This is a genomic window from Actinokineospora sp. PR83, assembly GCF_021056305.1.
Classification (GTDB): domain Bacteria; phylum Actinomycetota; class Actinomycetes; order Mycobacteriales; family Pseudonocardiaceae; genus Actinokineospora; species Actinokineospora spheciospongiae.
Genome location: NZ_JAJCXD010000052.1, coordinates 1 through 26,279 on the forward strand (window position 1 = coordinate 1; position 26,279 = coordinate 26,279).

The 26,279-nt window shown below is 72.8% G+C and carries 25 protein-coding genes; 14 read left to right on the forward strand and 11 right to left on the reverse strand.

The window, feature by feature from the left end; genetic code table 11:
* The 6 genes from L6E12_RS18575 to L6E12_RS18600 all read left to right on the forward strand — a co-directional run.
* Nucleotides 1-210, forward strand: a 210-nt coding sequence (locus L6E12_RS18575; RefSeq protein ID WP_236229189.1) for a hypothetical protein, incomplete at its 5' end; no start/stop codon positions are given.
* Between the two features lie 149 nt (nucleotides 211-359).
* Nucleotides 360-1,541 carry a PrsW family intramembrane metalloprotease gene (locus L6E12_RS18580; protein WP_236229190.1) on the forward strand — a complete coding sequence of 394 codons (1,182 nt, stop codon included), beginning with the start codon at nucleotides 360-362 and terminating at the stop codon, nucleotides 1,539-1,541.
* A 484-nt stretch (nucleotides 1,542-2,025) separates the two neighbouring features.
* A complete protein-coding gene (locus tag L6E12_RS18585) occupies nucleotides 2,026-2,937 on the forward strand; it encodes a Rossmann-like and DUF2520 domain-containing protein (protein ID WP_236229191.1) in 912 nt (303 codons plus the stop codon).
* The gene (panC, locus tag L6E12_RS18590; protein ID WP_236229192.1) at nucleotides 2,934-3,824 is read left to right on the forward strand and encodes a pantoate--beta-alanine ligase; all 891 of its coding nucleotides are present in this window, start codon (nucleotides 2,934-2,936) and stop codon (nucleotides 3,822-3,824) included. The genes L6E12_RS18585 and panC overlap by 4 nt, the downstream gene beginning before the upstream one ends.
* Before the next feature lie 22 nt (nucleotides 3,825-3,846).
* Nucleotides 3,847-4,299 carry an aspartate 1-decarboxylase gene (gene panD / locus L6E12_RS18595; protein WP_236229193.1) on the forward strand — a complete coding sequence of 151 codons (453 nt, stop codon included), beginning with the start codon at nucleotides 3,847-3,849 and terminating at the stop codon, nucleotides 4,297-4,299.
* A gap of 3 nt (nucleotides 4,300-4,302) precedes the next feature.
* On the forward strand, nucleotides 4,303-5,079 hold the full coding sequence (locus L6E12_RS18600; RefSeq protein ID WP_236229194.1) for a type III pantothenate kinase: 777 nt from the start codon (nucleotides 4,303-4,305) through the stop codon (nucleotides 5,077-5,079).
* 419 nt (nucleotides 5,080-5,498) lie between these two features.
* On the opposite strand, the gene L6E12_RS18605 is transcribed toward L6E12_RS18600, so the two are convergent.
* The gene (locus tag L6E12_RS18605; RefSeq protein WP_236229195.1) at nucleotides 5,499-6,239 is read right to left on the reverse strand and encodes a class I SAM-dependent methyltransferase; all 741 of its coding nucleotides are present in this window, start codon (nucleotides 6,237-6,239) and stop codon (nucleotides 5,499-5,501) included.
* A 492-nt stretch (nucleotides 6,240-6,731) separates the two neighbouring features.
* Here L6E12_RS18605 and L6E12_RS18610 point away from each other — a divergent pair, with 492 nt between their 5' ends.
* Nucleotides 6,732-7,079, forward strand: a complete 348-nt coding sequence (locus tag L6E12_RS18610; protein ID WP_236229196.1) for an Lsr2 family protein — start codon at nucleotides 6,732-6,734, stop codon at nucleotides 7,077-7,079.
* Nucleotides 7,080-7,254: 175 nt separating this feature from the next.
* Here the strand turns inward: L6E12_RS18610 and L6E12_RS18615 are convergent, their stop codons facing one another.
* Complete coding sequence (locus tag L6E12_RS18615; RefSeq protein ID WP_236229197.1) at nucleotides 7,255-8,091, reverse strand: (2Fe-2S)-binding protein; 837 nt, start codon at nucleotides 8,089-8,091, stop codon at nucleotides 7,255-7,257.
* Nucleotides 8,092-8,487: 396 nt separating this feature from the next.
* Here L6E12_RS18615 and L6E12_RS18620 point away from each other — a divergent pair, with 396 nt between their 5' ends.
* The 3 genes from L6E12_RS18620 to L6E12_RS18630 all read left to right on the forward strand — a co-directional run bounded on the left by L6E12_RS18620 (nucleotide 8,488) and on the right by L6E12_RS18630 (nucleotide 12,262).
* Nucleotides 8,488-11,043, forward strand: a complete 2,556-nt coding sequence (locus tag L6E12_RS18620) for an ATP-dependent Clp protease ATP-binding subunit (RefSeq protein ID WP_236229198.1) — start codon at nucleotides 8,488-8,490, stop codon at nucleotides 11,041-11,043.
* Nucleotides 11,044-11,168: 125 nt separating this feature from the next.
* Complete coding sequence (locus L6E12_RS18625; RefSeq protein ID WP_035281875.1) at nucleotides 11,169-11,483, forward strand: antibiotic biosynthesis monooxygenase; 315 nt, start codon at nucleotides 11,169-11,171, stop codon at nucleotides 11,481-11,483.
* On the forward strand, nucleotides 11,480-12,262 hold the full coding sequence (locus L6E12_RS18630) for a Sir2 family NAD-dependent protein deacetylase (protein ID WP_236229199.1): 783 nt from the start codon (nucleotides 11,480-11,482) through the stop codon (nucleotides 12,260-12,262). The genes L6E12_RS18625 and L6E12_RS18630 overlap by 4 nt, the downstream gene beginning before the upstream one ends.
* Before the next feature lie 14 nt (nucleotides 12,263-12,276).
* Here the strand turns inward: L6E12_RS18630 and L6E12_RS18635 are convergent, their stop codons facing one another.
* Nucleotides 12,277-13,296, reverse strand: a complete 1,020-nt coding sequence (locus L6E12_RS18635) for an endonuclease/exonuclease/phosphatase family protein (protein WP_236229200.1) — start codon at nucleotides 13,294-13,296, stop codon at nucleotides 12,277-12,279.
* Nucleotides 13,297-13,410: 114 nt separating this feature from the next.
* Here L6E12_RS18635 and L6E12_RS18640 point away from each other — a divergent pair, with 114 nt between their 5' ends.
* Both L6E12_RS18640 and L6E12_RS18645 read left to right on the forward strand, forming a co-directional pair.
* Nucleotides 13,411-14,382 (forward strand): ATP-binding cassette domain-containing protein, encoded by a 972-nt coding sequence (locus L6E12_RS18640; RefSeq protein ID WP_236229201.1) that lies wholly within the window; start codon nucleotides 13,411-13,413, stop codon nucleotides 14,380-14,382.
* Nucleotides 14,379-15,170: an ABC transporter permease gene (locus L6E12_RS18645; protein ID WP_236229202.1), complete on the forward strand. Its 792-nt coding sequence runs from the start codon at nucleotides 14,379-14,381 to the stop codon at nucleotides 15,168-15,170. Before L6E12_RS18640 ends, L6E12_RS18645 begins: the two co-directional genes overlap by 4 nt.
* 43 nt (nucleotides 15,171-15,213) lie before the next feature.
* Here the strand turns inward: L6E12_RS18645 and L6E12_RS18650 are convergent, their stop codons facing one another.
* The 3 genes from L6E12_RS18650 to L6E12_RS18660 are packed head-to-tail and all read right to left on the reverse strand — an operon-like array spanning nucleotide 15,214 to nucleotide 20,259.
* Nucleotides 15,214-15,555 (reverse strand): hypothetical protein, encoded by a 342-nt coding sequence (locus L6E12_RS18650; RefSeq protein ID WP_236229203.1) that lies wholly within the window; start codon nucleotides 15,553-15,555, stop codon nucleotides 15,214-15,216.
* Between the two features lie 13 nt (nucleotides 15,556-15,568).
* Nucleotides 15,569-18,778 (reverse strand): BTAD domain-containing putative transcriptional regulator, encoded by a 3,210-nt coding sequence (locus tag L6E12_RS18655; RefSeq protein WP_236229204.1) that lies wholly within the window; start codon nucleotides 18,776-18,778, stop codon nucleotides 15,569-15,571.
* A 23-nt stretch (nucleotides 18,779-18,801) separates the two neighbouring features.
* Entirely contained in the window at nucleotides 18,802-20,259 is a 1,458-nt protein-coding gene (locus L6E12_RS18660) for a M1 family metallopeptidase (protein WP_236229205.1), read from the reverse strand.
* On the opposite strand from L6E12_RS18660, the gene L6E12_RS18665 reads away from it, so the two are divergent.
* Complete coding sequence (locus L6E12_RS18665) at nucleotides 20,258-21,070, forward strand: alpha/beta fold hydrolase (RefSeq protein ID WP_236229206.1); 813 nt, start codon at nucleotides 20,258-20,260, stop codon at nucleotides 21,068-21,070. The two genes, L6E12_RS18660 and L6E12_RS18665, sit on opposite strands and share 2 nt — an antisense overlap.
* A gap of 4 nt (nucleotides 21,071-21,074) precedes the next feature.
* Here L6E12_RS18665 and L6E12_RS18670 read toward each other — a convergent pair whose 3' ends face one another.
* The 4 genes from L6E12_RS18670 to L6E12_RS18685 all read right to left on the reverse strand — a co-directional run bounded on the left by L6E12_RS18670 (nucleotide 21,075) and on the right by L6E12_RS18685 (nucleotide 24,184).
* Nucleotides 21,075-21,590, reverse strand: a complete 516-nt coding sequence (locus L6E12_RS18670; protein WP_236229207.1) for a 2'-5' RNA ligase family protein — start codon at nucleotides 21,588-21,590, stop codon at nucleotides 21,075-21,077.
* Nucleotides 21,591-21,659: 69 nt separating this feature from the next.
* The gene (locus L6E12_RS18675; RefSeq protein WP_236229208.1) at nucleotides 21,660-22,673 is read right to left on the reverse strand and encodes an N-acetylmuramoyl-L-alanine amidase; all 1,014 of its coding nucleotides are present in this window, start codon (nucleotides 22,671-22,673) and stop codon (nucleotides 21,660-21,662) included.
* Between the two features lie 124 nt (nucleotides 22,674-22,797).
* Nucleotides 22,798-23,676, reverse strand: coding sequence for an A/G-specific adenine glycosylase (locus L6E12_RS18680; protein ID WP_236229209.1), 879 nt, complete (start codon nucleotides 23,674-23,676; stop codon nucleotides 22,798-22,800).
* A gap of 16 nt (nucleotides 23,677-23,692) precedes the next feature.
* Complete coding sequence (locus L6E12_RS18685; RefSeq protein WP_236229210.1) at nucleotides 23,693-24,184, reverse strand: carbonic anhydrase; 492 nt, start codon at nucleotides 24,182-24,184, stop codon at nucleotides 23,693-23,695.
* 174 nt (nucleotides 24,185-24,358) lie between these two features.
* On the opposite strand from L6E12_RS18685, the gene L6E12_RS18690 reads away from it, so the two are divergent.
* Nucleotides 24,359-25,039 carry a hypothetical protein gene (locus L6E12_RS18690; RefSeq protein ID WP_236229211.1) on the forward strand — a complete coding sequence of 227 codons (681 nt, stop codon included), beginning with the start codon at nucleotides 24,359-24,361 and terminating at the stop codon, nucleotides 25,037-25,039.
* A gap of 11 nt (nucleotides 25,040-25,050) precedes the next feature.
* On the opposite strand, the gene L6E12_RS18695 is transcribed toward L6E12_RS18690, so the two are convergent.
* The gene (locus L6E12_RS18695; RefSeq protein WP_236229212.1) at nucleotides 25,051-26,151 is read right to left on the reverse strand and encodes a LacI family DNA-binding transcriptional regulator; all 1,101 of its coding nucleotides are present in this window, start codon (nucleotides 26,149-26,151) and stop codon (nucleotides 25,051-25,053) included.
* Nucleotides 26,152-26,279: the final 128 nt, after the last annotated feature.

A 26,279-nucleotide genomic window follows, 5' to 3' on the forward strand; every position in this document is an offset into this window, starting at 1 on the left:
ACCGCTGCCGCTGCCGCACCGCTGCCGCTGCCGCACCGCTGCCGCTGCCGCACCGCTGCCGCTGCCGCACCGCTGCCGCTGCCGCACCGCTGCCGCTGCCGCACCGCTGCCGCTGCCGCACCGCTGCCGCTGCCGCACCGCTGCCGCTGCCGCACCGCTGCCGCTGCCGCACCGCTGCCGCACCGCTGCCGTCGCCGCACCAGCACATAGCTCAAGTCGGCCGCGTGTCGTTTTGAGCAGCCCCCGAATCAATCCAAGCGTGGAGCACCGACAGAACCGCGTACCCGAACCGGAGTTGTCCACAGGCCACGTCCACCGCTGGGTGGGTTCCCGCGCCTCGCTCCGTAAGATCGCCATTCGTGTCTGAAGCGCAGTTGCACCGGCATACGCCCCGCAGGCTGACGGTCCTGCTGCCCGTCGTCGCCCTGGTGGTGCTCGCCGGGTGCGGGCTGACGCTGTTGGCGTTGAGCACGGCCAGGGTCGGGTTGGTGGCCGAGTTGGTGGGTGTGGGTGCCGCGCTGCTGCCGGTGGGGCCGGTGGTGGCGGCGTTCCTGTGGGTGGACCGGTGGGAGCCGGAGCCCGCGAAGCTGCTCTGGTCGGCTTTCGCGTGGGGGGCGTGCGGGGCGACGATCACCGCGCTGCTGATCAACAACACCGCCGAGGCCGTCGGCGACCTGCTGCTGGGGCAGGGCAACGGGGACAAGCTCAGCGCGATCGTGTCGGCGCCGCTGTTCGAGGAGGCGGCCAAGGGGGTGTTCATCCTCGGCGTCTACCTGTTCCTGCGCACCGAGTTCGACGGGGTCATCGACGGGATCGTGTTCGCAGGCTTCACCGCGGCCGGGTTCGCCTTCACCGAGAACATCTACTACTTCGGCCGCGCGTTCTCCGACTACGGCTTCGGCGACAGCACCTCGCCCGGGGTGATCGCCGCGTTCGTGCTGCGCGGGCTGCTCTCACCGTTCACCCACCCGCTGTTCACGAGCATGATCGGCATCGGGATCGGGGTGGCCGCGCGCGCCACCTCCGCGCGCACCCGCGTCCTCGCCCCCATCGCGGGGTACGCCGCGGCGGTCCTGCTGCACGCCACCTGGAACGCCTCCGCCACCCTCGGCACCGCGTCGACCTTCCTCGGGGTGTACTTCCTGCTGATGGTGCCGCTGTTCGGTTCCGTGCTGTGGCTGGTCGGCTGGCACCGCAAGCGGGAGCAGCGGGTGATCGCCGCCGCCCTGCCCGCCATGGTGGAATCGCGGTGGATCCTGCCGTCGGAGGTCGAGGCGCTGGCGAGCCTGCGGGGGCGCAAGGAGTGGCGTGCCCGGGTGCGGCGGCGCAACGGGCGGAAGGCGGCCGCCGCCGTGGAGGAGTACCAGGCTTCGGTCAGCGAGTTGGCATTCCTGTGGCACGCCATGGCCGTCGGTACTGCCGGGCCCACCGGGCCTGCGCACGAGACGAAGTTGATCAGTGTGCTCAAGCAGGCGAGGAAGCGCGCTGTGCAGGCTTCTGCCCATCGTGACCGTGAACCCGGCTCTTCGGTCTCTGCTTGAAGAGCCGGGATGTTCTCGGTGCCTGTCTGGATCCGCGTGTCGTGGTTTCAAGAGCGCCGGGATTTTTCGGGGCGTGCCCGGGTGGGTGGACCCGTAGCCGGGCAGGCGGTTGGCGGGGTGGTCGCTTGCTGCGCCCGGTGGGGATCGGGCAGTTGGTAACCGGGCCTGCGGTGAGTGGGTGGGGTGTCGGCTGCTGGGCCACCGGTGCTCCGGGTGACCGACTGGCTTCGGTGGCAGGCCGTTGGTCCTGGTGGCCTGGGTCCGTGCCGGGTGCGGCTCCCGGTGGCACGGCGCTTCCCGGGTGCGGCTCGGCCGTTGTGGTCCAGCGGACAGCGTGGTGGCCGTCACCCGGGTGCCACCCCCGGGCCCGGCGGCGGCTACTCTCGCGGCCGTCGTCCGGTACCCGCGCCGATGCGGGACTGGAACGAGGTCGAGGAGCCGTGGCGATGTCGTTCGGTGTTGTGCCGGTCTCCGGTGGTGCGTCGTGAGCAGGCCTGCGCGGTTGCGGGTCGGTGTGGTGTCCGCGGGGCGCGTTGGTGCCGTGCTCGGTGCCGCCCTGGGGCGGGCCGGGCACACCGTGACCGCCGCGGCCGCGGTGTCCCGGGAATCGCTGCGCCGCGCCGAGGAACTGCTGCCCGACACCCCGATCCGGCCGCCGGACGAGGTGGCCGCGACCGCCGACCTGGTGTTGCTCGCTCTCCCCGACGACCGGTTGCCCGGCATGGTGCGTGGTCTGGTCGCCGCCGGTGCGCTGCGGCCGGGGCAGATCGTCGCGCACACCTCCGGTGCCAACGGTGTCGGTGTGCTGCAACCCGCCGTCGATGCGGGTGCGCTGGCGTTGGCCGTGCACCCGGTGATGACCTTCACCGGCCGCGCCGAGGACCTGCACCGGGTGGCGACCTGCTCCTTCGGCGTCACCGCGGCCGACGGGGACGAGGTGGCCTGGAGCGTCGCCGAGGCGCTGGTGGTGGAGGTGGGTGCCGAGCCGGTGCGCATCGCCGAAGCCGCCCGGCCGCTCTACCACACCGCCCTGTCGCACGGCGCCAACCACCTGATGGCGCTGGTGGGTGACTGCGCCGACCTGCTGCGCGGAGCGGGCGTGACCGCCCCCGGCCTGGCCGAGCGGGTCATCGCCCCGCTGCTCTCGGCCGCCCTGGACAACGCGCTGCGCCACGGTGACCGCGCCCTCACCGGCCCGGTGGCGCGCGGTGACAGCGGCACCGTCGCCAAGCACGTCGACGTGCTCGGCGAGCACGCCCCCGACCTGCTGCCCGCCTACCGGGCACTGGCGGCCCGCACCGCCGACCGGGCGGGCGCCGCGGGCCTGCTGCGCCCAGACCAACTGCCGGACGTCCTGGCTGCCCTCGACCACGAACCACCACAGGAGCAACGATGACCGCCCCGCGCTTCACCGCCGGGAAGCTGCACGTCCACGACGACCCGCAGCAGCTCGCCAGGGTCACCCGCGCGCTGCGGGCCACCGGCCGCAAGATCGCGTTCGTGCCCACCATGGGCGCCCTGCACGAGGGGCACCGGGAGCTGATGGCCCGCGCCCGCCGCATCCCGAACACGGTGCTGGTCGCCTCGATCTTCGTGAACCCGTTGCAGTTCGGGCCGGGGGAGGACTTCGAGCGCTACCCGCGGCCGCTGGAGGCCGACCTGGAGGTGTGCGAGGCCGAGCGGGTCGAGCTGGTCCTCACCCCGCCGGTCGAGGCCCTCTACCCGCCGGGCGCCCAGGTGACCGTCCACCCCGGACCCCTGGGTGAGGAGCTGGAGGGCGCGGTGCGGCCCGGGCACTTCGCCGGGGTGCTGACGGTGGTGGCGAAGCTGCTCAACATCGTCCGCCCGGACTACGCCATGTTCGGCGAGAAGGACTACCAGCAGCTCGTCCTGATCAAGAAGATGGTGCGCGACCTGGACATGGAGACGCAGGTCGTCGGGGTCCCCACCGTCCGCGACCGCGACGGGCTGGCCAAGTCCTCCCGCAACGCCTACCTCGACGACGCCCAGCGCACGGCGGCCGTCGCCCTGTCCGCGGCCCTGGCCGCGGGTGGGCACGCCGGTGCGGGTGGGGCGACCGCGGTCCTCGAAGCGGCCCAGGCCGTGCTCGACGGCACCCCGGAGCTCGAGGTCGACTACCTCGCCCTGCGGGACCCCGAGCTGGGTCCCGCCCCGGACGGCGGCGACGCCCGGCTGCTGGTCGCGGCCCGCCTCGGCACCACCCGCCTGATCGACAACGTCCCGGTGCTGCTCGGCACCCAGGACCTCGCCCAGTACGTCTAGCCCCCGCCAGAAGGACCGGCCCATGTTCCGCACCATGCTGAAGTCGAAGATCCACCGCGCCACGGTCACCCAGGCCGACCTGCACTACGTGGGTTCGGTGACGGTCGACCCGGTGCTCATGGAGGCGGCCGACCTGCTGCCCGGCGAGCAGGTCGCCATCGTCGACGTGACCAACGGCGCCCGCCTGGAGACCTACGTGATCGAGGGGGAGCGCGACAGCGGTGTCATCGGCATCAACGGCGCCGCCGCCCACCTCGTGCACCCCGGCGACATCGTCATCCTCATCGCCTACGGCCTGATGGACAGCGCCGAGGCGGCGGCCTTCGCCCCGAAGGTCGTCTTCGTCGACGCCGACAACAAGGTCGTGCACCTGGGCGCGGACGCCGCCCACGTCCCCGAGGGCACCGAGCTGACCAGCGGCGCGGAGACGGTCGACGCGGCCAGGCTGGACGCCCTCCTGGCCCACGAGAGCTGACCCTTGCTGCTCACGATCGACGTCGGCAACACCAACATCGCCTTCGGCCTGCACAACGCCGACGACCTCCTGCGCGACTGGCGGATGCGCACCGACGCCAGGATCACCGCCGACGAACTCGCCCTCACCATGCGCGGGCTCCTCGGCGAGCACGCGGAACGCGTGACCGGTGTCGCCGCCCTGTCGACGGTCCCGGCGGTCCTGCGCGAGGTCCGCGCCATGCTGGGCCGCCACTACCGGTCCCTGCCCAGGGTCATCGTCGAACCCGGGGTCAGGACGGGGGTTCCGCTGCTGGTCGACAACCCCAAGGAGGTCGGCTCCGACCGCATCGCCAACACCCTCGCCGCGCACCACTACTTCGGCACCGCGTGCGTGGTGATCGACTTCGGCACCTCCACCAACATCGACGTCATCTCCGCCAAGGGCCAATTCCTCGGTGGCGTCTTCACCCCCGGCATCGAGATCTCGGTCGACGCCCTGGCGTCGCGGGCCGCCGCCCTGCGCAAAGTGGAGATGGTCCGCCCCAGGTCGGTCATCGGCAAGAACACGGTGGAATGCCTGCAATCCGGCATCATGTACGGCTACGCGGGCCAGATAGACGGCCTGGTCACCCGCATCACCCGGGAACTGCGCGACACCGGCCACGCCGACGACATCACGGTGATCGCCACCGGTGGTCTCGCCCCGATAGTCATCGACGAAACCACCACCATCACCCACCACCGACCGGACCTGACCCTCCAGGGCCTGCGCCTCATCTACGAACGAAACCAACGCTGAATCGCACACCCGCGTTGTCGGCTTCGCCCGAGCGGGCAACGCGCAAGCGGACATCCCGAAGGCCCTCGCCTTTCCGGCTTTCCCCCGCGAAACCGGTCCACCAGACCCGCTCACCCGAAAACCCGGCGGCCCCCACTCGGCAACCCCGCCACCGGCGAACCCGAACCAAGCACACACGCCGCTTTTCCTCGCGCGCGCGTAACCATCCCCAGCCCCCACCCTCCCAAGGGGACCTGCGCCCTTGCGGCCATTCTACCGGGGCAAAGGCGAAAGCGGGGGGAAGTGGATCTTGCCTGTGGACAACTCGTATCCCTCGGGGGGCTGAATCCGCGGCAAAGCCGGGGATGGCATCGCGCGGGTCGGGATCGCCGCGGAAGGGCGGATCGCCACAGGGGTTCCGATTGCCGGGGGAGTTCCGGTCAGCGGCGGAAGGCTCGGATCACCGTGGTGATCAGGGGGCGCTCGAACTCGCCCTCCGAAGTCTCCGAGTGCGTCTGGAGGTAGGAGCGGACCTGGTTCAGCACCGCCTCCCGCTCCTCCTCCGGGGCCTGGGAGATGTGGCTCTGCGTCCGCAGGGTGGCGACCATCGACTCCACGGTCCGCCGCTGCGAGTGGTGCACCTGCACCTGCTCCGGCGGCTTCAACTGCGGGTGCTCCGGCACGACCCTCGGCTGCCGGGGGAGTTCCCCGACCGTGGTGGTGGTCAGCTTCTCCAGCCCGGCCACCCACGGCACCGACAGGTCGTCGTGGTTCCAGAGGGCGGCCAGGACGCCGCCGGGGCGCAGGACGCGGACGATCTCCGGGAGGGCGCGGGCCGGGTCGAACCAGTGGTAGGCCTGCCCGATCACCACGGCCTCGACCGAGGCGTCGCGCAGCGGGATCTCCTCGGCGGTGCCGTCGAGGGCGGGCACGTCCGGGAACAGCCGGGTGAACTCCGCGCGCATCGCCGGGTCGGGCTCGACCGCGGTGACCTCCAGGCCCAGCTCCAGCAGGCTCTCGGTCAGCTTCCCGGTGCCCGCGGCGAGGTCCAGCACCCGGTCGCGGTCGCCGACCGCCCACTCGATGGCCTCGACGGGGTAGCCGGGCCGGTGGCGGGTGTAGTCGGCGGCCGCGGAGCCGAATGAGGCGGCCCGCCTGGCGAACAACTCCTCGGAGTCCATGGCGCCACCGTAGCCTCGTCCCCCGGCGGTACCCGGTGGGGGAGTTCACCTTGCCACCACCCGGGTGTGCGTCCCCGGCGGGACCGCCGCGGCGCGCATTCCGGGCGGGTCGCGCTCGCGTCGGCGAAGCGCATTCGGCAGTGGTGAGCCCGCTTTGTGCGGGCGTACGGGGCACGCCGCGCGAGTGCTCGGGTGTCCCGCGTTCGGCCGGTCCCGTTCGACCGGCGTTCGGCGTCGGCCGGGGCGGTGTCAACCGACCGGCATCGCATTCGCGCGAGTTCCACCCCGGTGCTCGGCAAGTTCCGCGTTGTCGAGTATGGCGAGTGCCTCGGGGGTCGATCCGCTTTCGCTCCCCCCGCGCGGGTGACCCGTTCGGGTATCGGGCGCTAACGCAATCCGGTGGATTTGCGCTAACCTGCTTCCGGGAGCAATTCACCACATGGTGGCCGAGTCGCTCAATGAGCCGGTACATTTCAGCCCGAGGAGGCCCATATGGCGCAGAAGGTCACTGTTTCGCTCGTCGACGACCTCGATGGGTCGATCGCGGAGGAGACGGTCGAGTTCGGCCTCGACGGCGCGTCCTACCAGATCGATCTGTCCTCGGACAACGCCGAGAAACTGCGCGAGGCACTCGCCGACTTCATCGACAGCGCGCGCCGTTCCGGTGGCCGCAAGCGCCTGCCGGGCAAGGTGGCGGTCGGTCGCGCCCCGCGCACGGCGTCCGCCGACCGCGAGCAGAACCAGGCAATTCGCGAGTGGGCGCGCAAGCAGGGGATGAAGGTCTCCGATCGCGGCCGAATCCCGTCGGAGGTTCTCGACGCTTACAACGAGCAGGCCTGAGCCCGAAACGCGGACAGGCCCGAAGGGGCACCGGTGCGCCGGTGCCCCTTCGGGCATTCCGATGATCTTCGGCGAGTCCGCGCGAATTCACGGTCGGAGTTGTCTGCCGGTGCGCCCCGACGATTCCGGCGGGTGAGCGGAGTCGCATTCGTCACTCACGCCCCACCCGGACCGCTCACCCCTTGGGGCACACCCGCGGACAGGTGGAGCAGGTGCCCTGCCCGGCGGCGAGCAGGTAGTGGAAGCAGCAGCTCTCCCGGCGCCTGGTCCACTCGACCGGGCCGCCGTCGGCGGGGTGCACCGCGCGCAGCGTCGACCCCGAGGTGAACGGCGCCGGGCCGTCGTCGAGGACCAGGGCCGCGTCGAGCACCCCGGCGCCCTCGTCGCCGCCGTAGCGGCCGGAGAGCCACAGGGCGTTGTCGAGCGCGTCGGTCGCCGCCGCCCAGAGCATCCGCCTGCCGAACCGGACCTGCGGGCCGAACACGTCGGCGAACCGGCCCGCGTGCGCGGCGAACCGGCCGCGCAGCACCGCGGCCAGCGCCCGCTCGTCGGCCACCACGGTGGCCTCGGGGGTGCCCGCGGCCGGGTCCTCGGGCAGGCACACGAACTTCGGGCTCAGCACCGCGATGGCGTCCGGGTGCGGCCGGGGCTCGGCCATCCGGAACGCCAGGTCCTCCGGGCGCAGCGACGGGACCCGCCGCTCGTGGTGGAACAGCAGCCCGGCCAGGTAGCCGGGGACGGTCAGGTACCAGGACATCACGTAACCGGCGGTCGTCCGATCGGGCGAATCCCCGTACTGGGCCCGCAGCCAGCCCGCCAGCCCGGACCGCCAGCGGTCGAACCCGTCGGGCAGGTCGAGGAAGTCCGCGCAGGTGGTCCACCTCGGTGCGCCCGCGGGCAGGCCGTACCGCAGCTCGACGCGCGCCTGCCGCGGGTTCACCCTGGACAGCGAGTCGGCCAGGGGCCCGCGCCGGTCCAGGGCGTCGGGTCGGACCCGGTACCCGGTCGTCACCGGCGGGTACCGTCACGGTGTGCGACGTGGCCGCTGGTCCACATGGCGTGGCCCTTCTGCTCCGTACGGTTACTGAGGTATGCCTTACCTTACCCAGCATCCCGTGGGATCGGCCACCGGAACAGCCCGCAGTGCGCTTTCCCACGTGGCGAAGCCCACCGAAGGGGTGCTGCCGGCGCGTGTTCGCGCTCAGCGGACACGGCCCCGGTTGCGGAATCCCTCCCGGTCACCGCACGTTGGACACAACGAAGGGACCACCGGGCAACGGCGCCACGGGGGTTCGGCCGCAAGTGGCACTGAGAGCTTGCGTCGGGCCTACTACAGTGGTCCCACGGTGCTGAATCCGATCCGAGCGGAGCGGATGAGGGCCGCCGGCGCAGCAGTCAGGGAGTGCGAATGTTCGAGAGGTTCACCGACCGCGCGAGGCGGGTGGTCGTCCTGGCCCAAGAAGAGGCCCGGATGCTCAACCACAACTACATCGGCACCGAGCACATCCTCCTGGGCTTGATCCACGAGGGTGAGGGTGTCGCCGCCAAGGCGCTCGAGTCGTTGGGGATCGCGCTGGAAGGCGTGCGGCAGCAGGTCGAGGAGATCATCGGCCAGGGCCAGCACGCGCCGAGCGGGCACATCCCCTTCACCCCGAGGGCCAAGAAGGTCCTGGAGCTGTCACTGCGCGAAGCGCTGCAGCTCGGACACAACTACATCGGCACCGAGCACATCCTGCTCGGCCTGATCCGCGAGGGCGAGGGCGTCGCCGCCCAGGTGCTGGTCAAGCTCGGCGCCGACCTCAACCGGGTCCGCCAGCAGGTCCTGCAGTTGCTCTCCGGCTACCAGGGCGGCAAGGAGTCCACCGAGACCGGCGGTCGCGGCGAGGGCACCCCGTCGTCGTCGCTGGTGCTCGACCAGTTCGGCCGCAACCTGACCGCGTCCGCCCGCGAGGGCAAGCTGGACCCGGTCATCGGCCGGACCAAGGAGATCGAGCGGGTCATGCAGGTGCTGTCGCGGCGCACCAAGAACAACCCGGTCCTCATCGGCGAGCCCGGCGTCGGCAAGACCGCCGTCGTCGAGGGCCTGGCGCAGATGGTGGTCAAGGGCGAGGTGCCCGAGACCCTCAAGGACAAGCAGCTCTACACCCTCGACCTGGGTTCCCTGGTCGCGGGCTCGCGCTACCGCGGTGACTTCGAGGAGCGCCTGAAGAAGGTCCTCAAGGAGATCAAGACCCGCGGCGACATCATCCTGTTCATCGACGAGATCCACACCCTCGTCGGGGCCGGTGCCGCCGAGGGCGCGATCGACGCGGCCTCCATCCTCAAGCCGATGCTGGCCCGCGGTGAGCTGCAGACCATCGGCGCCACCACGCTCGACGAGTACCGCAAGTACGTCGAGAAGGACCCCGCGCTGGAGCGCCGCTTCCAGCCGATCCAGGTGGGCGAGCCGTCGCTCGAGCACACCATCGAGATCCTCAAGGGCCTGCGCGACCGGTACGAGGCGCACCACCGCGTCACGATCACCGACGCCGCCCTGGTCGCCGCGGCCACGCTGGCCGACCGCTACATCAACGACCGGTACCTGCCGGACAAGGCGATCGACCTGATCGACGAGGCGGGCGCGCGGATGCGCATCCGCCGGATGACCGCGCCGCCGGACCTGCGCGAGTTCGACGAGAAGATCGCCGACGTGCGCCGCGAGAAGGAGAGCGCGATCGACGCGCAGGACTTCGAGCGCGCCGCCAAGCTGCGCGACAACGAGAAGCAGCTCCTGGGCCAGAAGGCCGAGCGGGAGAAGCAGTGGAAGGACGGCGACCTCGACGTCGTCGCCGAGGTGGACGACGAGCAGATCGCCGAGGTCCTGGCGAACTGGACCGGCATCCCCGTCTTCAAGCTCACCGAGGAGGAGACCACCCGCCTCCTGCGCATGGAGGACGAGCTGCACAAGCGGATCATCGGCCAGGAGGACGCCGTCAAGGCCGTCTCCCAGGCGATCCGCCGCACCCGTGCGGGCCTCAAGGACCCCAAGCGCCCCTCGGGCTCGTTCATCTTCGCGGGCCCGTCCGGTGTGGGTAAGACGGAGCTGTCGAAGGCGCTGGCGAACTTCCTGTTCGGCGAGGACGACGCCCTCATCCAGATCGACATGGGCGAGTTCCACGACCGCTACACCGCCTCGCGGCTCTTCGGTGCCCCTCCCGGGTACGTGGGCTACGAGGAGGGCGGCCAGCTCACCGAGAAGGTGCGCCGCAAGCCGTTCTCGGTGGTCCTGTTCGACGAGATCGAGAAGGCGCACCAGGAGGTCTACAACACCCTCCTGCAGGTGCTGGAGGACGGTCGCCTGACCGACGGCCAGGGCCGCACGGTGGACTTCAAGAACACCGTGATCATCTTCACCTCGAACCTCGGCACCCAGGACATCTCCAAGGCCGTGGGCCTGGGCTTCACCAGCGGCAACGACCAGGGCTCGAACTACGAGCGGATGAAGAACAAGGTCAACGACGAGCTGAAGAAGCACTTCCGCCCGGAGTTCCTCAACCGCATCGACGACATCATCGTCTTCCACCAGCTCAACGAGCAGCAGATCATCACCATGGTGGACCTGATGATCGGCCGGGTCGAGACCCAGCTCAAGAACAAGGACATGGCGATCGAGCTGACCGAGCGCGCCAAGCTGCTCCTGGCCAAGCGCGGTTTCGACCCGGTGCTGGGCGCCCGCCCGCTGCGCCGCACGATCCAGCGCGAGATCGAGGACCAGCTCTCGGAGAAGATCCTGTTCGGCGAGATCCAGCCGGGCCAGATCATCATCGCCGACGTCGAGGGCTGGGACGGCGGCGAGGGCTCCACCGACAAGGCGAAGTTCGTCTTCCGCGGTGAGGCCAAGCCGTCGCAGGTCCCCGACTCCCCGCCGGTCGAGCTCTCCGCCCCCAGCGGCGGCGAGGCTGGCGAGGACTCGGCCGAGGGCTGAGCCCGACGTTCTGAACCGGAAGGCGGTCTCCCCACGGGGAGGCCGCCTTCCGGCGTTCCGGCCCCGGCGCGGGCCCCTGTGGACGAGTGGAGCGCGGAGGCGGTGGACGCCAGTACGCTGGGGGCATGGCAGTGGTGAAGATCAACGCGATTGAGGTCCCCGACGGTTCCGGCCCCGAGCTGGAGAAGCGGTTCGCCGCCCGGCTGGGCGCGGTGGACGGCGAACCCGGCTTCCTCGGGTTCGAACTCCTCCGGCCCACCGGTGGGGAGACCCGCTACTTCGTCTACACCCGGTGGGAGACCGAGGAGCACTTCCAGGCCTGGATGAAGGGCTCCGCCAAGGAGGCGCACTCCGGCGAGCGCGCCAAGCCGGTGGGCACCGGCTCGGCGCTGCTGGAGTTCGAGGTCGTCCAGAGCACGAGCCCCCGCCCGGCTGAGTGAGCTTCGAGCGGGCGGCCGACCTCATCCGGGAGGCCGACGCGGTCCTGGTGTGCGCCGGGGCGGGCATGGGCGTCGACTCCGGCCTCCCGGACTTCCGGGGCAACCAGGGCTTCTGGCGCGCGTACCCCCCGTACGCGCGCCTGGGCCTGGCCTTCGAGGAACTGGCCGACCCGGTGCACTTCGCCGACGACCCGGAGCTGGCCTGGGGCTTCTACGGCCACCGCACCCACCTCTACCGCGACACGGTCCCGCACGAGGGCTTCGCCATCCTCCGCTCCTGGGGCGCCCGGGTCTTCACCTCGAACGTCGACGGCCAGTTCCAGAAGGCGGGCTTCCCCGAGGTCGCCGAGGTGCACGGGTCGATCCACCACCTCCAGTGCACCCTGCCCTGCCGCAGCGACATCTGGCCCGCCACGCAGGACATCACCATCGACCCCGACACCATGCGTGCCGTGGGCGACCTCCCCACCTGCCCGTCCTGCGGCAGCCTCGCCCGCCCCAACATCCTGATGTTCGGCGATTCCCACTGGGTCCCGGACCGCAGCCAAGCCCAACTCGACGCCCTCAACACCTGGCGGCGCGGCCGCAAGGTCACCGTCGTGGAGATCGGCGCCGGTCAAGCCGTTCCCACCGTCCGCAGGTACGCCGAACTGGCGGGCGCGGCAACCGGCGCCCTCATCCGGATCAACCCCCGGGAGCCCGAAATCCGCCACAACCGCGGCGTCTCCCTGCCGATGGGAGCCCTCGAAGCGCTCACCGCCATCCAGGACCGGCTCTAGCCCCCGCGGGTTCTCTAGCGGGGCAGCACCAGGTCGGTGAACAGCACGTTGTGGTCACTGCCCGGCAGGTCGTAGACCGCCGCGGAAGCCGCCCCCAACCGCCGGTCGAACAACACGTGGTCCAGGGTGACCGGCGGTCCCACCGGCCACTGCGACCACGTGGGGCGCAGAGCCTCCCCGGTCACCTCGGCGGCGTCGGAGTACCCCCGATCGATGAGCTGGGTGAACGACGCGTGGTCCAGGGTGGCGTTGAAGTCCCCCACCAGAACCCGAGGCCGGGCACGCCCGTCCGGGCTGGGAAAAGCGGCCAGTTCCCGCTGCCACTGCGCGCGGTCCACCTCGGAGCCGACCGGCGGCACCGTGTGCACCGAGACCACCTCCAGGTCCTGGCTGCCCGACAGGTCCAGGACCGCCGCGGGCATCTCGAAGCGGCTGCGCTCCGGCACGAGCACGATCTGCCGCAGCGGCACCTTCGCCAGGATGCCGCCGCCCTCGCCGCCCGCCTTGGGGCGCAGTACGCGGTTCGGGAGCAGGTCGGCGATGCCCGCCCGGTCGAGGGCGGACACCGCGGCCGGGGTCAGCTCCTGCAACGCCAGCACGTCGACCCGGGCGTCGCGGACCAGGCGGACCAGGGCGGCCGGGTCGGCGAGGCCGAGGCGGAGGTTGGCGGTCATCACCCGCACGTGCTGGCCGTCGGGCAGGGAGCCGCCGTCGGGGAGGACGCGGGGGGTCAGGACGATGCCCAGGGAGATCGACAGGACCAGGGCCAGCAGTGACTGGAGGCGGCGGCCCAGGACCAGGGCGAACAGGGTGATGACCAGCCCGCCCGCGGCGATGTACGGGGTGAGGGCGAGCGCGGCGGCGGTAAACCGATTGCCGTCCTGGCCGCTGAGCCGGAGGATCGTCAGCCCCAGCAGGGCCAGCACCGGCAGGGCCACCAGCACCGTCACCCAGCGCCGTCGCCTGCGCCGGGGTGGTGGGGGTGGACCTTCCGGCGGGGGGATCTCCGCGCTGGTCGGCCGGGTGAGCGCCATGCCACCAGGATGCCCCACCGGGCCGCTGTCACGGCGGGCCGCCGCTGACAGCGCGCTGTGCCCGCGCTGACAGCGGTCGGGTGCAGCCTGGGTGGACACGAAGAAGGGGGACGGATGTCCGGCAACACAGATCTGGCCGTGGAGGCCGAGGGGCTGGTGAAGCGCTTCGGGGACACGGTCGCCCTCGACGGGGTCGACCTGGCCGTGCCGAGGGGGAAGGTGCTGGGGGTGCTCGGCCCGAACGGGGCGGGCAAGACGACCGCGGTCCGGGTCCTGGCGACGCTGCTGCGCGCCGACGAGGGGTGGGCCAGGGTCGGCGGGTACGACGTGCGCGAGCAGGCGACGGCCGTGCGCGGGCTGATCGGCCTCACCGGCCAGTACGCCTCGGTCGACGAGGACCTGTCCGGCACCGAGAACCTGGTGCTCATCGGCAAGCTCCTGGGCCTGCCCAAGGCTGAGGCCAAGGCGCGCGCCAAGGACCTGATGGCGCGCTTCGAGCTGACCGACGCCGCGGGCCGCTCCGTCAAGACCTACTCCGGCGGCATGCGCCGCCGCGCCGACCTGGCGGCCAGCCTGGTCGGTCGCCCCGAGGTGCTCTACCTCGACGAGCCGACCACCGGCCTCGACCCGCACAGCCGCAACGAGGTGTGGGCGACCGTCCGCACCCTGGTCGACGACGGGACGACGGTGCTGCTGACCACCCAGTACCTGGAGGAGGCCGACCGGTTGGCCGACCTGATCACGGTGATCGACCACGGCAGGGTCATCGCCAACGGCACCCCGAACGAGCTGAAGCGCCGCACCGGCGGCCAGGCCCTCCAGGTGCGCCCGAGCCTGCCCACCGACCTGCCCGCGGTCGCGGCGATCCTGCGCGAGCTGACCGGCATCGACCCGATCACCGACGCCGAGTCCGGCCTGCTGAGCACCCCGGTGGACAACTCGCTGCTGCTGTCGGCGCTCGTCCGCAGGCTGGACGAGGCGGGCATCACCGCCGACGAGCTGGCGCTGCGGCTGCCCAGCCTGGACGAGGTGTTCCTGTCCCTGACCGGCCGGACCGCCCCGGTGACCGAGGGGAGCGCGGCATGAGCACGCCCACCATCACCCACATCAGCCCCGGCCTGGCCCTGCGCCACGGCTTCGCCCTGGCGGGCCGGTCCATCACCAAGACCCGCAAGAACCCCGAGTCCCTGCTGGACGTCACGCTCCAGCCGATCATCTTCCTGCTGCTGTTCGTCTACCTGTTCGGCGGCGCGCTCGCGGGCAGCCCCGAGCAGTACCTGCAACTGCTGCTGCCCGGCCTGATGGTGCAGAACATCGCCTTCGCCAGCCTGGGCACCGGCATGGCGCTGTGCACCGACATCAGCAAGGGCGTCTTCGACCGCTTCCGCAGCATGCCCATCGCCCGCTCGGCACCCCTGGTCGGCGCGGTCCTCGGTGACGTGGTGCGGTTCGTGGTCACGCTGGCGGTGCTGATCGTGTTCGCGGTGATCCTGGGCTTCCGGGTGCAGACGGACCCGGGGCGGTTCCTGATCGCGGTGGTGCTGATGATCCTGTTCGGGCTGTGCCTGTGCTGGGTGTCGGTGTTCGTCGGGATGCTGGTCAAGAGCCCGCAGGCCGTCCCGGGCACGCTGGTGGCGTTCGTGCTGCCGCTCACCTTCGGCAGCAACGTGTTCGTCTCCGCCGAGACGATGCCGGGCTGGCTCAGGGGCTGGGTGGAGATCAACCCGGTGTCGCACCTGACCAACGCCGCCCGCGGCCTGCTGCTGGGCGGGGAGTGGGTGGGCGACGCGGTCTGGGCCTTCGTGTGGGGGGTCGGGATCGCCGCGGTGTTCTTCCCGCTGGCACTGCGCGCCTACCGCCGCCGCGTCGGCTGATCGAACCGGTGACGGCCCGCTCCGCCGCGCGCGGGGCGGGCCGTCACCGGAACTCGTGCACGACCTCGATCAGGCCCGCGATGTGCCGGTTGAACTCCGCCAGCTCCTCGGCGGGCACCCACAGCTCCAGGATCGTCCGGCCGCCCGCCTGCCGCACCGGGTACCGCCGCAGGAACGCGGTGTCCACCGAGAACCGGGTCACGTAGCCGACGCCGCTGTGCGGGACGTTCCAGTCGCGGGCGATCGTGATCGCGTAGTCCTCGTCCAGGACTGGGTAGAAGATCGGCTGGTCGGGCAGCCGCGGCGGCCACCGCCGCCACCCGGAGGCGCGCACGAGCTCCAGCTCCTCCGGCCCGGTCGGCCGCCACAGTTCGGTCGTGCGCATGCCGCGACGCTACTCAGCCCGCCGTGGCCGGACCAGTGAATTCTGCTGTGGACACTGCATTGTGGAGGGACTTGAGCGCGGTGGCGCGGTCGAGTGCGGCGGCTGCCGCGTAGGCCGCTTCCCGCGCCCGCGCACCGATCCGCTCGTCGATCGCGGCCCTCATGGGCACCAATTCCGGGTTGCCGAGGTCGGGGGCGCCGCGGATGGCCGTGCTCAGGCCGAGCAGGTGGGCCGCGCCCGCCGGGTCGCCCGCCGCCAGCCACGCCGCGGCGGCTGTTTCCGCGACGGCGCTGACCACCGGCATGTCCGAGACGATCGACAGGTCCGCCGCGGCGGTGCGCAACCGGGCCAGTGCCAGCGGCAGGTCGCCGGTGGCGACGGCGAGCTGGGCGCCGACGGTCGTCAGCGTCCTGGCCATGTGCGGGGCCCGGTTCTCCAACGTCGCCACCCGCGTGGTGACCGCCTCGTACTCCGCCACCGCCGCGGGCAGGTCGCCGCGCAGCCGCAGGACCGTGGACAGCCAGCTCTGCACCAGGATGCCCAGGTCGTTGGTGCCGCGTTCGCGCAGCATCCACAGGGCCTCGCGCAGGCCGCGCTCGGCGCCGTCGAGGTCGCCCGCGCGGCCGTGCTGGATGGCCAGCCGGGCGAGCATGCCGGGCAGTTCGTCGGCCGCGCCCAGTTCGCGGACCAGGCGGACGGCCTCTCCGACGGCCGCGATCGAGCCAGCGTGGTCGCCGAGCAGTGAGCGGCGCTCGGCCACCTGCCCGATCGCCATGGCCTGGCCCCAGCGGTCGCCCAGCTCGCGGAAGCGCGCCAGCGCCTCGGCCGCCGCGGTCTCCGACCCGGCCAGGTCGCCGGTGTTCTCCAGCAGGAAGGCCCGGCCCAGCTCGGCCATGGCGCGCGCCCACGGGTCCGGGTGCGCCGCCGCCCGCGCCAGCCCGGCGAACGCCTCGTCGACCTCCCCGGCGAACGCGGCGAGCATCGGTTCCACCATCGCCATCGACGGGTAGTGGTCCATGGCGCGGGTCTCGGCCAGTTCGGTGCGCAGCTCGGCCAGCACCGCCAGGTCGGGCATCCCGGCCGCGTCGTCGAAGGCGGTCAGGGCGCGCAGCGTGGCGGTGGCGTGCGCGGGGGCCGGGCCGGGCAGCGCGACGACCGACCGCATCAGGTTCATCGCCTCCCGGTGGTGGCCGCTGATCAGCCAGAACCAGCCCGCGCGCAGCGCCAGCCGGGTGGCCAGGTCGGCGTCGCCCGCCTCGGCGGCGTAGCGGGTGGCGGCCAGGACGTTCTCCTGGTCGGCGGCGATCCTGGCCAGCCAGCGCACCTGGTCGGGGCCGCGCAGCCGGGGTTCGGCGTCGTCGAGGAAGGCCAGCACGCACCGGCTGAACGCGGCGCGCACCCGCGCGGTCTCGGCGGCGCCGTGCTCGGTGAGCCGCTCGGCCGCGTACGCCCGGACCGTCTCCAGCACCCGGTACCGGACCTGCCCGTCGCGGCCCTCGGCCACCTGCACCAGCGACTTCTCCACCAGCGAGGCCAGCACGTAGACGACGTCCTCGGCCGCGAGCAGGGTGTCGTCGGCGGCGACCGCGGGAACCCAGTCGGCCGCGGCGGGCGCCGGGAACACCGACAGCCGCGCGGCCAGCACCCGCTCCGGTTCCTCCAGCAGGTCCCAGCTCCACTCGACCACCGCGCGCAGCGTGCGGTGCCGGGGCAGCGAGGTGCGGCTGCCGCCGGTGAGCAGCCGGAACCGGTCGTCGAGCCGCGCGGCGACCTGGCCCAGGGTCATCGACCGCAGCCGGGCGGCGGCCAGCTCCAGCGCCAGCGGCAGCCCGTCGAGGCGGCGGCAGACCTCGGCGACCGCGCCCGCGTGCTCGGCGACGGCGAACCCGGGGGCGGCGGCCTCGGCCCGGTCGGCGAACAGCCGCACCGCCTCGGCGGCGAGCACCTCGGCGTCCTCGGCGCGCTCGGCGGGCAGCCCCAGCGGGCCGACGCCGAACACCACCTCGCCGGTGATCGCCAGCGGTTCGCGGCTGGTGGCCAGCACGGTCAGCCGCGGGCAGCGGGCCAGCACCGCGCCCGCCAGGGCCGCGGCGGCCTCGACCAGGTGCTCGCAGTTGTCCAGCACCAGCACGCCCCGCTGCGCCGACAGCATCTCCACCACCCGGTCCAGCACCCGGCCGGGCCGCGGCGGCGCACCGCCCGGGGCGTCCAGCAGCCGGGTCTCGCGGGCGCCGAGCGCGGCCAGCACCGCGCCGGGCACGTCCTCGCCGTCGCGCACCGGGGCCAGCTCCACCAGCCACGTCGGCCGCTCGGAACCCGCGACGGCCTCGCAGGACAGCCGCGTCTTGCCCGCCCCGCCCGGCCCGACCAGGGTCACCAGCCGGGCCGAGGCGAGCAGCCCGCGCACCTGCGCCAGCTCGACCCGCCTGCCGACGAAGCTGGTCAGCGCGGGGGCGGGGATGGCGGCCTGGTCCGCCGGGGCGAGGTCGCCGCGCAGCACGGCCAGGTGCAGGTCGCGCAGCTCGGCGGACGGTTCCACGCCCAGCTCCTCGGCCAGCGCCCGGCGGATCCGGTCGTGGGCGGCCAGCGCCTCGGCCTGCCTGCCGGACAGGTACAGCGCGCGCACCAGCAGCCCGGCCGCCCGCTCGCGCAGCGGGTGCTCGGCGACCAGGCCGTGCAGCTCGGCCACGGTGTCGGCGTGCCTGCCCAGGTCGACGTCGGCGGCCAGCCGGTCCTCCAGGGCGGCCACCCGCAGCTCGGTGAGCCGGGTGATCGCGGCACCGGCGAACGGCGCCTCGGCCAGCCCGGACAGCGCCGGGCCGCGCCACAGCTCCAGCGCGGCGCGCAGGGCCGCCGCGGCCTCGGTGGGCCTGCCCTCGCGCAGCGCCAGCCTGCCCTCGGCGGCCAGCCGCTCGAACCGGTGCACGTCGACGTCGTCGCGGTCGAGCACCAGCCGGTACCCGGACGCCGACGACTCGACCAGCCCGTCCGCCCCGGCGCGCAGCGCCCGGCGCAGCCGCGACACCAGCGAGTGCAGCGCGTTCACCGCGTCCGCGGGCGGGTCGTCGCCCCACAGCGAGTCGATCAGCGCGGCCGACCCGACCACCCGGCCCGCGTCGAGGGCCAGCCGGGCGAGCAGCATCCGCAGCCGGGTCCCGCCCAGCTCGACCTCCACCGCGCCCGCGCCGGTGACCCGCACCGGGCCGAGCATCGCCACCTGCACGCGACCAGCCTCCCAAACCGGGATTACCGGAGAGTGCCCGGGAACAGGTAGCGGTCCTCCGGCTTCGCCGCGTCGCGGAACCAGGCGGTGAGGAACGGGCGCAGGTCGGCCTGCCCGGAGACCTCCACGGCCATGTCCTCGAACTGCGGCCAGCTCGCGTTCCCGTCGCGGTGGGTGCTCGCCCACCGCTTGAGCAGGGTGCTGAACGCGTCCTCGCCGATCCGGCGGCGCAGGGCGTGCATGGCGAGCTGGCCCTTGTCGTAGACGGCGGTGAACTCGTTGCCCGGCCCCATGTCGTAGAGCTTGCGGTTCCAGTAGCGGGTGTTCCTCGCCGTCTTGGACACCGTGGCGCGGAACCGGGCGTCGAGGTCCACCCGGTTCGCCGACTCGTCCCAGAGCCACTGCGCGTAGGAGGCGAAGCACTCGTTGAGGCAGATGTCGGCCCAGCTCTCGACGGACACGCTGTCGCCGTACCACTGGTGGGCCTGCTCGTGCACGATCGTGTCGAGGTCGGCCCACTTGGCGTAGATCGGCCTGCCCTGGATCTCCAGGGAGAAGCCGATGTTCTCGTTGAGGAAGATCCCGCCCGCGCCGCTCTGCGGGTACGGCCCGAACCGGTCGGCCAGGAACGCCAGCACCTCCGGCAGCCGCTCCTCCTCGGCCCGCTTGCGCTCGGTGCCCGGCGCGTACGCGTCGACCAGCGGGACACCGCCGGGCAGCGTCGACCGGACGATGGTCCACCGGTCGATGGCCACGGTCGTCACGTACGGCGCGACCGGGTTCGGCTCCACCCAGGTGAACGTCGTCCACCCGCCCTCGGGCTTCGGCGGCTCCTCGCGGCCGTTGGACACCACGCTCCAGCCGTCGGGCACGCGGGCCCGGACGCTGAAGGTCGCCTTGTCGCGGGGGTGGTCGTTGACCGGGTACCAGCTCGACGCGGAGTGCGGCTCGCCCGCCGCGTACGCCCCGCCGGAGGTGGAGACCTGCCAGCCGTTGGTGCCCAGGTCGCCGTCGGGTTCGGCCTGCGGTTCGCCGGAGTAGACGACGCGGGTCGTGAACTCCTCGCCCTTGACCACCGGGGTGGCCGGGGTGATCACCAGCTCGTGCTCGCCGGAGCGCTCGGTCCCGGCTTCCACGCCGTCGACCTCGACCCGGCTGACGTCGAAGCCGGTGAGGTCCAGGTTGAACCGGGACAGGTCGGCGGTCGCCCGCGCGGTGACGGTCGTGTCGCCGTCGAGGCGCCGCGCCGCCGGGTCGTAGCTGATCCCCACGGCGTAGTCGGTCACGTCGTAACCGCCGTTGCCGTCGTCGGGGTAGTACGGGTCGCCGATGCCCTCCGCGCCCTCGGCCCCCTCGACCTCGGGCGGTGCGGAACCGGTGGTGCCGGGCGGCGCGGGCGGCTCGGGGGTGGCGGTGCACCCGGTGAACGCCACCGCGGCGAGCAGCGTGGCGGTGAGGCGGACAGCGGGGACCTTGGGCATGGGCCCATTCTGGGTGCTGTCCGGTGAGGTCGCGGTGGCTTCGGGCACACTCGGTGCGGTGGAGATCGTGGAGTTCGGCGGCACGGGCCGACCGATCGTGGTGCTGCACGCGCTGATGGGCCGGGCCTCCACCTGGTGGCCGTGCGCTGCGTGGTTGACCCGCTACGGCCGGGTGCTCGGCTTCGACGCCCGCAGCCACGGGCGCAACCCGCACCGGGGCGTGTGGACCACCGAGGACTTCGTCGGCGACCTGGTCGACGTGCTGACCGGGTTGGGCGAGCCCGCCGTCCTGATCGGCCACTCGATGGGCGGGCTGCACGCGCTGGGGGCCGCCGCGTCCGCGCCGACGCTGGTGCGGGGTGTGGTGACCGAGGACGTGGGGGTGGACCTGGTCGGGCGGACCGCGGACGACTGGCGGGCGCTGTTCGCCGAGTGGCCGGTGCCGTTCCCGTCGCTGGCGCACGTCCGGGGGTTCTTCGGGCCCGCGGCGGACTACTTCGCCGAGTGCGTGGAGGAGCGGGACGGCGGCTACCGGCTCATCGCCGACCTGGACGACCTGTTCGGGATCGCCGAGGAGTGGGGGCGGCGGGACTTCTGGGCGTACGTGGACGCGGTGTCGTGCCCGGTGCTGGCGATCGAGGCGGAGCACTCGGTGATGCCCGCGGGGCAGCAGGAGCTGATCCCGCTGCGCGCGCCGGGCGGTGGGCGCCACGTCGTCGCCCCCGGCGCCGGGCACCTGGTGCACGGATCGGCGCCGGAGTTCTACCGCGGTGCGGTGGAGGCGTTCCTGTCGGAGCTGTTGGGGCGCTGAGGGTTCAGCGGGTGAAGAGGACGTCCTCGGTGCCCGGGTTGTTGGTGTCCAAGATGGACACCTTCACCACCTTGGCGCGGATGGTGTCGGTGGGGAACACCGCGTTGAACGCCGTGGTCATGTCCGAGGTGGGGACGCCCTGCACCAGGGTGCAGTGCGGCATCCAGTTGCCGGGCAGGTAGTAGGCGCTGGGGTTGCGCACCTTGCCCGCCAGCACGTCGTGCAGTGCGGAGTGGACGGCCAGCAGCTCCGCGTCGGTCACCGCGGCGAGCACCAGGGCGTTCTCGTTGGCGCTGAACGTCGACAGGGCCGAGAGCCAGATGTCCGGCACGGCCAGCAGGCGCAGCTCCGCGGCCAGGGCGGTGCGGGTCTTCGCCGGGATGTCCGAGGCCAGCGCGAAGGTCAGGTGCGGCGGGAACGGGCGCGCGGGGGGCAGTCCGGCGGCGTCCAGGCGGGACCACAGGGCGCGGACGGACCGGTCGGCGTCGGCGTCGAAGGTGGCGACCACTCCCTGGGGCATGGCCGCAGTGTGCCAGGTCCCGTGCCCGGCTCGCCCCTGCGATTCCCGGGCCGGCCACGGGACGCGCCGCTACCGGTTCAGCAGGGTGCGCCAGTCGCGGGACTCGACGCGGGTCAGGGACCGGTCGCGGACCAGGGTGCGGGCCGCGGCGGCGGCCTCGCCGGTCTCGGACAGCTCGACCGGGCGGATGAGCGCGGGCCACGCGCCCGCGCCGAGGAAGCCGCTCTCGTCGGCCGCCCGGCTCGCGTAGCAGGGGTCGGAGCGCAGGCCCGCGGCGTCGCCGAAGCGGCGCACCGCGGCGGCGGTGGCCGCGCCGAACACGCCGTCGGCGGGCAGGTCGCGGGAACCCCTGTCGCGCAGCAGGTGCTGGGCGGCCTTGACCTTGTCGCCGGTGTCGCCCGGCTTGAGCAGCGGCCAGGTCTCCGGGTGCGCCACCGCGCGGCCCAGGACGCCGCCGACGGCCGTGCGCAGCTCCGGCAGCCGCCGGTAGAGGACGCCGCCGGGGCACTCGGTGCTGTTGAAGTCGCGGTGCCCGCGGATCTCCGACGGCGCGATGTCGTACTGGGCCGCGATGTAGGCGACCAGGTTGACCAGGGAGTTCCACAGCCGCGCGGGCACGTCCACGCTGGTGTAGAGGCCCTCGTTCTCGATGCCGATGACCTCGCTGTTGTGGTTGCCGACGTTGGCGCCCATCAGGTGCCTGGTCCCGTCGCGCAGCGCCTCCAGGCTGCGGTGGCGGCCCTCGGTCACGTGCCCGCCGCGGCTGTTGGTGAGCTGCTGGCCGCTGTCGATCCAGCCGTTGTTGTCCATGTGGTGGTCCTGGATGGACCGCGAGATGGCGTACGCGTGCTCCAGCGACAGGTCGCTGCTGTTGGGGCCCGCGGTGTGGTGCACCACGATGTAGGTCGGCCTGCGGTCCAGCATCTCCACGGCCGCCCTCGGTTCCCGCGCTCCCCAGGTCTGGCAGGAGGCGATCACCGGGGCAGCGGTGGCGGTGGCGGTGGCGGTGAACACGGGGAGCGCAGCTCCCGCCGCACCGACGGCGATGCTCGTCCGCAGTAAGTCGCGCCTGGTCAGAGTCATCTCGATCTCCCTCGACGAAGGAGCCGGACGGCCCCGGACCGGGAACTGGTGTCGCCGACCGTAGCCAGGGGATCACTCTTGAGGCAATAGTTTGCCAACCATCGGGCTAATTGGTTGGTCGGTTTCAGTGCTCCCCGGGCAGCGCGAACATGCCGTTCGCGGTCTGCTCCACCAACCCGTCGACCAGCAGCGAGTCCAGGCAGCGGTCGCGCTGGCCCGCGTCGGACCACGCCAGGTCCAGCCGGGCCTTCGAGGCGGGTTCGGCGCTGCCGCGCAGCACGTCCAGCAGCAGGCCGCGCACCTGCCGGTCGGTCCCGGCGAACCGCTGCACCGCCTTCGCCGGGCCGTCGTAGGCCGGGCGGCCGTTGTGCTGCCAGGCGCAGGCGTGGAACACCGGGCAATCCGCGCACCGGGGCCCGCGCGCCACGCACACCACCGCGCCCAGCTCCATCAGCGCCGCCGACGCCTTCGCCGCGGTCGCCGGGTCCTGCGGCAGCAGCTTCGCCACGTCGGCCAGGTCCCGGGTGGTCGACGGCGGACCGGCGTCACCCGCGCCGTGCACCGCCCGCGCCACGACCCGCCGGACGTTGGTGTCGACCACCGGGCAGCGCTGCCCGTAGGCGAACGCCGCCACCGCGCGGGCGGTGTACGCGCCGATGCCGGGCAGGCCGAGCAGGGTGTCGACGTCGGCGGGGACCACGTCGCCGTGGTCGGTGGCGATCGCGGTCGCCGCGGCGTGCAGGCGCAGCGCCCGCCTCGGGTAGCCGAGCTTGCCCCACGCCCGCAGCACCTCGCCCTGGCTCGCCGCGGCCAGCGCCGAGGGCACCGGCCAGCGCGCCATCCACTCCAGCCAGATCGGCTCCACCCTGGCCACCGGGGTCTGCTGGAGCATGATCTCGCTGACCAGCACACCCCACCCGGTGGTGCCCGGCCTGCGCCAGGCGAGGTCGCGGGCGGTCCGGTCGAACCAGTCGGTCAGGTCGGCGAGGTCGGCGGCGTCCACCCGGCGAGTGTAGGTACTACTGAACCTCGGTGATCTTCGCGGTGTGCACGTCGTAGACGAAGCCGCGGACGTTGTCGGTGTGCGGGATGAACGGGCTGCGCCGCACCCGCTCGACCGACAGCCGCACGGACTGCTCGACGTCGCGGAACGACTCCACTGCCCACGGCGGGCGCATCCCGGTGTCGGCGGCGACCTCGTCGCGGAACTCGTCGTCGGTGAAGGTGGCCAGGCCGCACGAGGTGTGCTGCATCACCACGACCTCGCGGGTCTGGAGCTTGCGCTGGCTGATCGACAGCGACCGGATGACGTCGTCGGTCACGATGCCGCCCGCGTTGCGCATGATGTGCGTCTCGCCGTGGCGCAGGCCGAACACGTCGAACACCTTGATCCGGGCGTCCATGCAGGTCACCACCGCCAGGTGCAGGTTGGGCACCGGGGTGGGGATCTCCGGGGCCCCGTGGTCGGGCCCCTCGATGTGGCGCTGGAGCAGGTCGTCGATCGCAGTCACGGCGGCCCTTCCGTCAATTCCTCTGTGTCCGGTCCAGGGAACCGGATGTTCACCGGCGGAACAAGGTGGTCCTGCCCAATATCACTCCTGGTGCGTACGGTCGCTGTGAAAACCGCCCGATGGGGGACGACGTCTTGCCCCGCTCGGCCGCGCGGCGGCGTTACCGTTCCGCAGGTGATTGACCCGAAAGGACCGCTCCCGCGCGGCACCTACCTGCGACGCCGGGCGTTGGCCGTGGCGCTGGCGGCAGGCGGCGTGGTCGTGCTCATCTGGAGCATCACGGCACTGCTCGACGGCGGGGCCGACGGCCGGGAGGTGCGCGGTACCGGGGCGGAGGACCAGCCGACCAGCGCGCCGCCGTCCACCTCCGCGCTCACACCCCCGCCGTCGTCGTCCACCACCGCGGCGCCCGAACCGCCACCCAGTCCCGCCCCGCCCCCGCCACCGCCGGACCCGAACCTGCCGTGCCCCGACGCGGCGGTGGCGGTGACCGCGGAGGTGGAGGCGCCGTCGTACCGGGTGGGCCGGCGTCCCGCGCTGCGGCTGGTGGTGACCAACGCCGGGGCGGTCCCGTGCACCCGCGACGTCGGCCGCGCGCTGCGCGAACTGGTCGTGACCGGCGCGGACGGCGTCACCCGGGTGTGGTCGAACAACGACTGCGCGCGCGTGTCCGGGCAGCAGCCGCAGGTGCTGCAGCCGGGGGAGCGGCTGGTGTTCGAGGTCAACTGGGCGGGGCGCACCTCGGCACCCGGCTGCCCGCTGTCGCGGACCGCGGTCCCGCCGGGGAACTACCTGGTGGTGCCGCGGCTCGGGGCGCTCGTGGGCACCGGGGTGCCGCTCGCGCTGCTCCCGTGACGGGTCCGCGCTCAGGGCCCGAACCAGCGCTCCTCTGCGGTGCGCGGCGGGGCGGCGGTGGCGCCGGTGATCAGCTCGGTCTCCAGGGTGATCTCGCGCGGCCGGGTCGGGTCGACGGAGCCGAGCAGCAGCTTGCCCGCGGCCTTGCCCTTCTCCAGGACCGGCTGGCGCACCGTGGTCAGGCCGATGCGCTCCCCGTCGGGGATGCCGTCGAAACCGGTGATGGTGAGGTCCTGCGGCACCCGCAGGCCGCGCCGCTTGGCCTCGGTGAGGGCGCCGAGGGCGAGGATGTCGGAGGTGCAGACCAGGGCGGTGACCTGCGGGTCGGAGTCGAGGAGCTGGGCGGCGGCGGAGGCGCCGCTGGCGGTGCTGTGGTCGAAGCGCTCGACCACCGGCACCCTGGACCACTCCACCCCCGCGGTGGTGAAGGCGTCCGCGATCCCGGCGAGCCGGGCCCGCTGGACGTGGAAGTGCGCGGCGTGCTGGCGCTCGACCGAGGCGAAGCCGTCGTTGCGGTCGCGGGCCAGCCGCATGCAGACCACGCCGACGCGGCGGTGGCCCAGCGCGATCAGCCGCTGGGCGAGGGCGGTGATGGCGGCCCGGTCGTCGATGCCGACCCGGTCCACGCCGTCGACGACAGGCTGGTCGGCGACCACGGTCGGCACCGGCCGCGACAGCACGGCGGCCAGGTGCGGGTCGTCGTCGGGCACCGAGTAGACGACGAAGCCGTCGACGCCCGCGCGGTGCACAGCGGCGACGTCCTCGCGCTCGGGGTTGACCGGCACCAGGTGCAGGCCCTGGCCCGCGTCCTCGCAGGCCAGCGCCAACCCCTCCAGGAAGCCGAGCGCGGCCGGGTCGCGGAAGGCGTAGGACAGGTTCTCGGTCAGCAGCAGCCCCACCGCGCCCGCTTTGCGGGTCCGCAGTGACCGGGCCACCGGGTCCGGGCCGGGGTAGCCGAGGCGCCGGGCGGTTTCCAGTACGCGCCTGCGCAGCTCCGGTGAGAGCTGGTCGGGTCGGTTGTAGGCGTTGGAAACCGTGGTCCGGGAGACTCCGAGTTCCGCCGCGAGGGACGCGAGGGTCGCCGGGCGTCGAACGTGCATTGACCGCGCCATGGACTGACCGTAACGGTTCAGAACCACTAGTAGAAGCCCGGTTACCGCCCGGTCGCGCGGTTGGCGTCACCCGGTCGGATGAGTGGCGCTGCGCGAGCTGACGTAGTCTGAAACCGACAACGATTACC